Below are 8,770 nucleotides of genomic sequence, written 5' to 3'. Positions count from 1 at the left end.
CACGATATGACACAAATATATTATTTATCAATTAGTAATACTCATATCAGTAGTTTAGCCTTTTTTTGCGTACCGTATCGCAATTTTTAATTTTGATACTTCCCTTGCAGCGAAATTTCTCGCGAGCGTTCGCAAATCAATTCTTTTTCGCTGTACTCAAAAAAGACCTAGGGCACACTGCTGCGGCTACCTCGTATCTCAGCCCGGTCGATTAATAAAAGTCCCGGTAGCCCTAAGGACACATCACGGCAAAGGAAAGCACCATGTCACTGGCAACCATTCATACCCGCGCCACATTAGGCATTCAGGCCCCACCGGTTACAGTAGAAGTTCATATCAGCAATGGGCTCCCCGGATTGATTTTGGTCGGATTACCGGAAACCACCGTAAAAGAGGCTCGAGATAGGGTTCGGAGCGCATTAATCAACAGTGGATTCACCTTTCCGGCGAAACGTATCACCGTTAGTTTGGCACCGGCAGACTTGCCGAAAGAGGGTGGCCGCTATGATCTCCCTATCGCTTTAGCAATACTGGCAGCGTCAGAGCAGATTCCTGCGGATAAATTAACCCACTATGAGTTCTTGGGTGAGTTAGCCCTATCAGGGGCGCTAAGGCGGGTTAGCGGCGCAATTCCGGCAGCACTCGCCAGTAGCCAAGTTCAGCGGCAATTAATTCTTCCGGTCGCGAATAATCTTGAGATAGGTCTTATTCCACAAGGCAACAGCCGGGTTGCCGATCACTTGTTAGCCGTGTGCGGTTTTTTACAGGGTGAAAATACCCTTGATCAGGGCCAGCTAGTTGAATCTGCACCAGAGTGGGATAGCAGCCTCGACCTGCAAGATATCATCGGGCAGTCACAGGCTAAGCGAGCCTTAGAAATTACTGCGGCGGGGGGCCATAACCTGCTATTACTCGGGCCACCAGGAACGGGCAAAACGATGCTGGCAAATCGGTTAACTGGATTATTGCCGCCGCTGACGGATCAAGAGGCATTAGAGGCCGCGGCCATTAACGGTCTACTGCACAGTAACGCGCTACCCGCCCAATGGCGCTGCCGGGCTTTTCGCGCCCCCCACCATAGCGCCTCAATGGCGGCACTGATTGGCGGTGGTTCTATTCCACGCCCCGGTGAAATCTCATTGGCGCACAATGGTGTACTCTTCCTGGATGAATTACCCGAATTTGAACGTCGGGTGCTGGATTCACTGCGCGAGCCACTGGAATCAGGCGAAATTATCATTTCTCGTGCAGCGGCTAAAGTGTGCTTTCCTGCCAAAGTGCAACTGATTGCCGCAATGAACCCCAGCCCCAGTGGCCATTATCAGGGTGTCCATAACCGTACACCGCCACAACAGATTCTGCGTTATCTGGCAAAATTGTCGGGGCCGTTTCTGGACAGGTTTGATTTGTCGATAGAGGTGCCATTGCTGCCATCAGGTATGCTGGGGGCTCAGAAACATCAAGGGGAAAGCAGTGAAACGGTTAGGCTACGAGTATTGCAGGCAAGGCAGAGGCAATTGGATCGAGCAGGGAAGATAAATTCGCAGCTTAATAGCCAAGAAATTGCCGAATATTGCTCCCTCGCTCCTGAGAATGCGGCCTTTCTGGAGCAAGTCCTGCTGACGCTGGGTTTGTCGGTACGCGCCTGGCACCATATTTTAAAAGTAGCGCGGAGCATTGCCGATCTCGCTCAGGAGAATTACATCCAAAGAAATCATCTTTCTGAAGCACTGAGCTATCGTTGTATGGACCGGCTGCTGTTGCAGTTACACAAGAGCCTGATGTAAATAGGGGAGAAAAACCCCCTATTATCAAACACCTATCTGATATCCAACGTCATTGGAATCGCAGGTAGGCAGCAAGCAAACGCATCCCGATGAACTTACTCAAGTAAGTGATTCGGGTAAGAGTGCGCCGCTAACACCCCTGCGATTTCTAGGACGAAGGATAAGAGGGGATTAATCGTCGCTATCGGTATAATCTTCCACCGCATCCATCTGCGGCTTGCCGCCTGATAGAGTATGGAAGCGTTTAGGACGACGAGTTCGGGTCACATATTTGGACCAGACTTTCTCCTCGGCACTGACGGGCTCACGTTCGCCGCGACAAACAGCAACAAACAACTGTTCTTCTTCCGTTACAGGCTGGCGTTTTCCGAGATCGAGTTCGTTGAAGGCGTAGCCATGGCGCTCTAGTAATTGCGCCTCTTTAATGGTGAAATCGCCGTGGCGCGAGAACCCGCGAGGATAATGCTTATTATCAAAAAAACGATTGGTCGTGATGAAGCTATCCGCCATCTGACACGCTCCTAATTCTCTCATGGTCGTGCTGTTTATGGCGCGGAGTATTAGATAGGCTTGACAGCGTGTAAAACAAAACATTTAAATCTTAACGACAAAAAAAATTGGAGATGGGTTTGGATACCGAATTACTGAAAACCTTTTTGGAGGTCAGTAGGACTCGCCACTTTGGTCGCGCTGCTGAATCTTTGTACTTAACACAGTCGGCGGTAAGTTTTCGTATCCGTCAGTTGGAAAATCAATTAGGTGCAAATTTATTCACTCGTCATCGCAATAATATTCGTCTGACACCTGCGGGAGAACGTTTGGTGCCTTACGCAGAAACACTAATGAGTACCTGGCAACTAGCCAAAAAAGAGGTTGCTCACTCACTACAGCATACCGAGTTGTCCATTGGTGCAACCGCCTCACTGTGGGAGGCATACCTCACTCCGTGGTTGCAACAATTATATAAACAACGAGAGGCATTGCGCCTTGAGGCGCGGATTGCACTGCGGCACTCGCTGGTGAAACAGTTGCACGAACGGCAACTGGATTTATTGATAACGACCGAACCACCTAAAATGGATGAACTGGCAAGCCAACTGTTAGGGCATTTTTCGCTGCGACTATTTTCTTTTGAGCCGATTGATTTATCGAAAGAAACTGAGCCAGACGCCGAGCATAAAAATGCAAATGAAGCACCTTATATCAAGCTTGAGTGGGGAGCTGATTTTCATCAGCAAGAGAATAGATTGCTGGAGAGCGAGCAAATGCCGGTATTAACGACCACATCGGCACATTTGACCCGGCAGCTATTGGAAACCACCGGTGGCTGTGCTTTCCTGCCCGAACACTGGCAAAAAGAATACCCTCAATTAGCCATGAACGCTGATATGCCAGCTATTGTGCGGCCACTGTATGCTGTTTGGTTGCAAAACAGTGACCAGCAAACATTGATTCGACAACTGTTAAAAACACCGATGAATAACGCAGCTCAGAGCGCTATACGGGATTAAGTGGCGGCGACTGAGGGCGAGCACGCCGGTTCAGATAAAAAGCACTCATCGCCTTCTGAATCGCAATAAAGCTAAATAATAATATTCCGATGACAATTTTGGTCCACCATGAGCTAAGTGTGCCATCGAATGTGATGTAGCTCTGAATCAACCCCTGAATCAAGACACCAAACAGCGTGCCGAAAACTGTCCCGATACCACCGGTAAGTAATGTGCCACCGATAACGACTGCGGCAATGGCATCGAGCTCAACACCACTGGCTGCTAATGCATAGCCAGCAGAGGTATAGAGTGAGAAAACGATTCCCGATAGCGCGGCTAACGTGCTCGATAACATATAAATTTTAATTGTCGTTTGCCTGACAGGAACACCCATCAGTCCGGCAGAAACGCTATTACCCCCGATGGCATAAACATTATGGCCAAAGCGGGTTCGATGAGCCAACAGAATGCCAAATGCCACAACCATTAGCATGATGAAGGCTAATAATGTGAATCGCCCGCCACCAGGAACTTTCCAGGCATAGTTCGCCAGCGTGGCATAAAGTGGGTGATCAATCGGTATCGACTCTTCAGAGACGATAAAACTCATACCACGAACGAAGAACATCCCAGCCAGAGTAATAATAAACGCAGGGAGTTTCAGAGAATCAATAATCCACCCCATCAATGCACCAAACATCGCCCCCATAACTAAGACAATGGCAAAAGCATACATTGGGTGAATACCATAAGTTCCGATTAACTTAGCCAATAACACGCCGGTAAATGCAATTACCGACCCAACCGATAAATCGATGCCGCCCGATAGAATAACGAAAGTCATCCCTACGGCGACAATGCCCAGAAAAGCATTATCAGTCAGTAAATCACACCACACTCGGGTGGAAGAGAAACTGGGGAACTGACTGAGACAAAAAGCGTATCCCAGAATAAAAACGGCGATAGTAATCAGCAAAGGAATATTGCGCTTTAACATTATTTTCGCCTCGTGAAGATATGGCTAAATGAGATCATCGGTGACTGCACAATCAAGACGGCTAATACCACAATAGCTTTAAGGACCAGGTTAAACTCTGGCTGATAGCCTGAAAGTAAGATCCCTGTATTCATCCCTTGAATAATCAAAGCACCAATAACCGAAAGCAAAAGATTAAACCGCCCTCCCATTAAAGATGCACCACCAATGACTACCGCCAGAATTGCATCCAGCTCCAGCCATAAACCAGCATTGTTAGCATCGGCACCACGAATATCTGCCGTCACAATAATGCCAGCGACCGCTGCACAGATACCACAAATCACATACACGGCAATCAGTACCAAGCGAGTACTCACTCCCGCATTACGTGCTGATCGTAGGTTGATACCAACGGACTCAATGAATAGACCCAGTGCTGTTTTTCGGGTCAATAACCACACTATAATCAACATACTAAATGCGATGACTACTGACATCGGCAAATACATCAGCGTACTGCTACCCAACTTCGCCAAGCCACCCGTATCAAATGTAACAATCTGCCCCTCAGTAATCAGCTGGGCTATCCCCCGTCCTGCCACCATTAACATTAAGGTGGCTACAATCGGTTGGATTTGTAATACCGCCACTAAGAAACCGTTCCATAAACCACATAACGCGCCAACCGCAAGGGCGGCGACTAATACCGTTGGCAAAGGATATCCAGCACTGGTCAGTGTGGCCGCAGTTGCACCGGCTATTGCCATTACCGCACCAACCGACAAATCAATGCCGCCAGTAGCAATGACCAGTGTCATACCTAATGCCAGTAAAGCAACGGGAGCACCGCGATTTAGAATATCGATGACACTGCCAAACAACCGTCCATCCTGAATATGGATCGAGAAAAAGTTCGGGGCGACTAAACTATCAATCAATAAAATGACCGCCAGAGCACCAAATTGAGTGGCACCTTTCGGCAAGACCCATTTAACTTTGCGCGGCCGTTGCGGCATTGACAGGCTCCTATTAACCATGAAGTAACTCCTTATTGCACCGCGATCGCCTGCATGATGGCAGGAACGGAAATCTCATCGTGACCGAGTTGTGCAATATGTCGACGGTCACGCAGAACAATGACGCGATCGGCATAACCTGCCAATTCCTCTAATTCGGAAGAGATAATTAACAGTGCCAGCCCTTCATCACACAGTTTCTCAATCAGCCGAATAATTTCAGCATGCGCCCCCACGTCAATACCGCGCGTTGGCTCATCTAAAATCAAAAATCGAGGTTTTGTGGCAAGCCAGCGCGCTAATAAAACTTTTTGCTGGTTTCCACCGGAGAGATACTGAATTTGTTGCTCAGGGCCAGGAGTACGAATACCAAGCTGCTGAATGAATTGCTCAGCAATTTGAGTTTGTTCCCGCATTGAAAGTGGCCTTAACCATCCGCGCTGGGCCTGTAAGGCCAGAATAATATTCTCCCGAACTGTTGCAGCACCGACAATGCCATCAGTTTTACGATCTTCTGGGCAATAGCCAAAACCGAATTTTGATGCCGTGCGTGGTGTTCGGATCTTAACGGGCTTGCCTTGTATTTTGGCCTCCCCAGTATCCGGTGTCGTAACACCGAAAATTAATTGTGCAGTCTCGGTGCGCCCAGATCCTAATAGCCCAGCAAGTCCGACAATTTCACCAGGAGAAACAGCCAAATCGAAATTTTCCACCACACCCCGCCGACCATAGTTTTTAAACTCAACCAGTGGGTTGCTTGCCACAATATTATGTTCACCACGTTTGAGTAATTGCTCATCAAAGCTATGGCCCAACATCATCTGAACCAATTCGATACGGGGAAGTTCTGCGGTTGTTTTAGTGCCAACAAGTTTGCCATTGCGTAAGACAGTAATACGATCGCTGATCCGATAAACCTGATCGAGGAAATGCGTCACGAATACCATACCGATACCCTGATCTCGTAACTGACGTAAAATATCCAGCAACATACTGACTTCTTTAGCATCTAAACTTGCCGTTGGCTCATCCAGAATAAGTACTTTTGCTGATAGATCGACCGCGCGAGCAATGGCGACAATCTGTTGTATTGCAATAGAAAAGTTAGCTAACAGTTGCTGCACATCTAATGTAAGACCATAGCCCGTTAGCAGTTTTTCTGCCTGTAGATTCATCGTACGATGGTCAATTAACCCCCAACGTAATGGCTCACGGCCAATGAATAGATTTGCCGCAACAGATATATTGGGCAGCAAGTTGACCTCTTGATAAACAGTGCCAATCCCCAGTTTCTGGGCATCCGCAGTATCAATGGGACAAATGGCCTTACCATCTAAATAAACTTCACCGGCGGCCCGCTTATAGACCCCAGTTAATGCTTTGATTAAAGTCGACTTTCCTGCACCATTTTCCCCTAACAATGCGACAACTTCACCGCGAAGCAGAGAAAAATCGACAGAGTCCAATGCCTTAACACCAGGAAATTCAACTGACAAGCCACGGACTTCTAGCAGTGTTTCCATCAGATGTACCCACGTTCAAAAACGACTCAGATATTGCCCAAATACAGGTGACGAAAGCAGGCGGGGCAAGCCCCGCCATTTGAATCAATAACCAAGGCTCTTCTTAGATTCGTATTCCTGTTTAGCCGTATCAGGCTGTAACAGACGAGATTCTGTCTGGATAAACTTAGGCGGTTGGGTGCCATCTTTCTTCAGCGCAATTAATGCATCGAAAGCAGGGCCTGCCATATTCGGTGTCAACTCAACAGTAGCATTAGCCTCTCCGCTACTCATCGCTTTAAAAATATCAGGGACGCCATCGATGGATACAATTTTGATCTCTGAACCCGGCTTCAACCCGGCTTCTTTAATGGCTTGAATGGCACCTATCGCCATATCATCGTTATGTGCATAGACAGCACAGATGTTCTTACCGTTTTGCTCCGCTTTAATGAAACTCTCCATTACTTCTTTGCCTTTACTCCGTGTGAAATCCCCGGACTGAGAGCGAATTATTTTTACGTTAGGTGCCGACGCTATCCCGTCAGCAAAACCTTTCTTGCGGTTAATAGCCACACTCGAGCCAACAGTGCCTTGTAGTTCAACCACATTACAAGGTTTACCTGCCACATCTTTCAGTAGCCACTCACCAGCGACTTTACCTTCATATACACTGTCTGAAGCCACTGCGGCGGTGTACAGGGAGGGATCATTCACCTCTATCATTCGGTCAAGCAGGAATACCGGGATTTTAGCTTCTTTCGCTTCCTGCAAAACCGGTGTCCAACCCGTTGCAACCACAGGAGCAATAAAAATGGCATCAACACCCTGAGCAATAAACGATCTAACAGCCTTGATTTGGTTCTCTTGTTTTTGTTGAGCATCCGCGATTTTTAATGTAATACCGCGCTTTTCAGCCTCTTGTTTAGAAACCTTAGTTTCCGCAGAGCGCCAACCGGACTCTGAACCAATTTGAGAAAAACCCACGACTAGCGGAGCCGCTTGGACTGCACTACACATTGCCGCTGTTACAGCTGCTGCTAACAGTAAACGCCTGTACATATTTCTCTCCTCACTTGTCATCGTCGAGCCGCTGACTCACTACCATTCCGAAGAACAGTTAAGATAATCATTCAGGTCATTTACTGTCCTGAGCATCGGCCAATTTGCAAATTATGTTGTTCTAAAAGCATATGATGTTTTTTAAGGTGAGCTTCCTGATAGCTAAAATGTTAATTAGTTTTAGTACATTTTGTAAAAGTAATAATGAGCAACGTCACACCACAGAATAACAATCGTTTTGTACATAAATTCAGCTAAATAGGTATGCATTGGGAACGTTACCTTTTAAAATTTTGTCAGGCTTAAAAAATAACTGTTGTTAATGGCAGAATATTGTTCGAACAAAAAGATCTTTTTGGAATTGGTAAAATGGATGGAAAATATGAGGGAATAGTGGTCAGAACAGAGGTCAAGATAAAAGCAGAACTATGTTAAAGAAGTAGTGTAAGTGTATCGGCGTATCATAAATGTACTAATTACGATTTTTGGGCATAAAAAAACCCCTCGCTTTCGCGAAGGGTTATTTATATGGCAGGGGCGGAGAGACTCGAACTCGCGACACCCGGTTTTGGAGACCGGTGCTCTACCAACTGAGCTACGCCCCTAAATTATGCTTAACATTATGCCTGCTAAGATAAGCAGGCATAATTTAAATAAGTGGCGGAACGGACGGGGCTCGAACCCGCGACCCCCTGCGTGACAGGCAGGTATTCTAACCAACTGAACTACCGCTCCACCGATTCTTTTACGTGTATCTTCCCGATACTTACCCTTGACAGGGCCAGCGCTCCGCGCTGTGCAAAACCGCTCTAAGCGATTTTGTCAGTTACCAGATGTCACTCTGATAACTCGTGTTTGATGCCTGGCAGTGTCCTACTCTCGCATGGGGAGACCCCACACTACCATCGGCGCTACGGCGTTTCACTTCTGA

General features: G+C 47.3%; 7 protein-coding genes and 2 tRNA genes. 2 read left to right on the top strand and 7 right to left on the bottom strand.

Annotated elements, in window-relative coordinates:
* The first annotated feature begins 263 nt into the window (after positions 1–263).
* On the top strand, positions 264–1,787 hold the full coding sequence (locus V1952_RS17320; protein ID WP_372560099.1) for a YifB family Mg chelatase-like AAA ATPase: 1,524 nt from the start codon (positions 264–266) through the stop codon (positions 1,785–1,787).
* Positions 1,788–1,958: 171 nt separating this feature from the next.
* On the opposite strand, the gene V1952_RS17315 is transcribed toward V1952_RS17320, so the two are convergent.
* Positions 1,959–2,297 carry a DUF413 domain-containing protein gene (locus V1952_RS17315; RefSeq protein WP_005190326.1) on the bottom strand — a complete coding sequence of 113 codons (339 nt, stop codon included), beginning with the start codon at positions 2,295–2,297 and terminating at the stop codon, positions 1,959–1,961.
* 119 nt (positions 2,298–2,416) lie between these two features.
* Here V1952_RS17315 and hdfR point away from each other — a divergent pair, with 119 nt between their 5' ends.
* Positions 2,417–3,298 (top strand): HTH-type transcriptional regulator HdfR, encoded by an 882-nt coding sequence (gene hdfR, locus V1952_RS17310; protein WP_083163991.1) that lies wholly within the window; start codon positions 2,417–2,419, stop codon positions 3,296–3,298.
* Here hdfR and yjfF read toward each other — a convergent pair.
* From yjfF to V1952_RS17280, 6 genes are all read right to left on the bottom strand, one after another.
* Positions 3,285–4,277, bottom strand: a complete 993-nt coding sequence (gene yjfF / locus V1952_RS17305) for a galactofuranose ABC transporter, permease protein YjfF (protein WP_083161832.1) — start codon at positions 4,275–4,277, stop codon at positions 3,285–3,287. The genes hdfR and yjfF overlap by 14 nt on opposite strands.
* Entirely contained in the window at positions 4,277–5,296 is a 1,020-nt protein-coding gene (gene ytfT / locus V1952_RS17300; protein ID WP_083161830.1) for a galactofuranose ABC transporter, ATP-binding protein YtfT, read from the bottom strand. Before ytfT ends, yjfF begins: the two co-directional genes overlap by 1 nt.
* Positions 5,297–5,307: 11 nt before the next feature.
* Positions 5,308–6,798: a galactofuranose ABC transporter, ATP-binding protein YtfR gene (gene ytfR / locus V1952_RS17295; protein ID WP_420075197.1), complete on the bottom strand. Its 1,491-nt coding sequence runs from the start codon at positions 6,796–6,798 to the stop codon at positions 5,308–5,310.
* A gap of 84 nt (positions 6,799–6,882) precedes the next feature.
* Positions 6,883–7,839 (bottom strand): galactofuranose ABC transporter, galactofuranose-binding protein YtfQ, encoded by a 957-nt coding sequence (gene ytfQ / locus V1952_RS17290; protein ID WP_005162730.1) that lies wholly within the window; start codon positions 7,837–7,839, stop codon positions 6,883–6,885.
* Between the two features lie 529 nt (positions 7,840–8,368).
* Positions 8,369–8,444: transfer RNA gene (locus V1952_RS17285), tRNA-Trp, on the bottom strand.
* 53 nt (positions 8,445–8,497) lie between these two features.
* A tRNA-Asp gene (locus tag V1952_RS17280) sits at positions 8,498–8,574 on the bottom strand.
* Between the last annotated feature and the right edge of the window lie 196 nt (positions 8,575–8,770).

The sequence above is a fragment of the Yersinia sp. 2542 StPb PI genome (genome assembly GCF_048593855.1).
Classification (GTDB): domain Bacteria; phylum Pseudomonadota; class Gammaproteobacteria; order Enterobacterales; family Enterobacteriaceae; genus Yersinia; species Yersinia enterocolitica_E.
The sequence above is the reverse complement of the archived record's forward strand: the minus strand, read 5'-3'. Positions and strand labels throughout refer to the sequence as shown.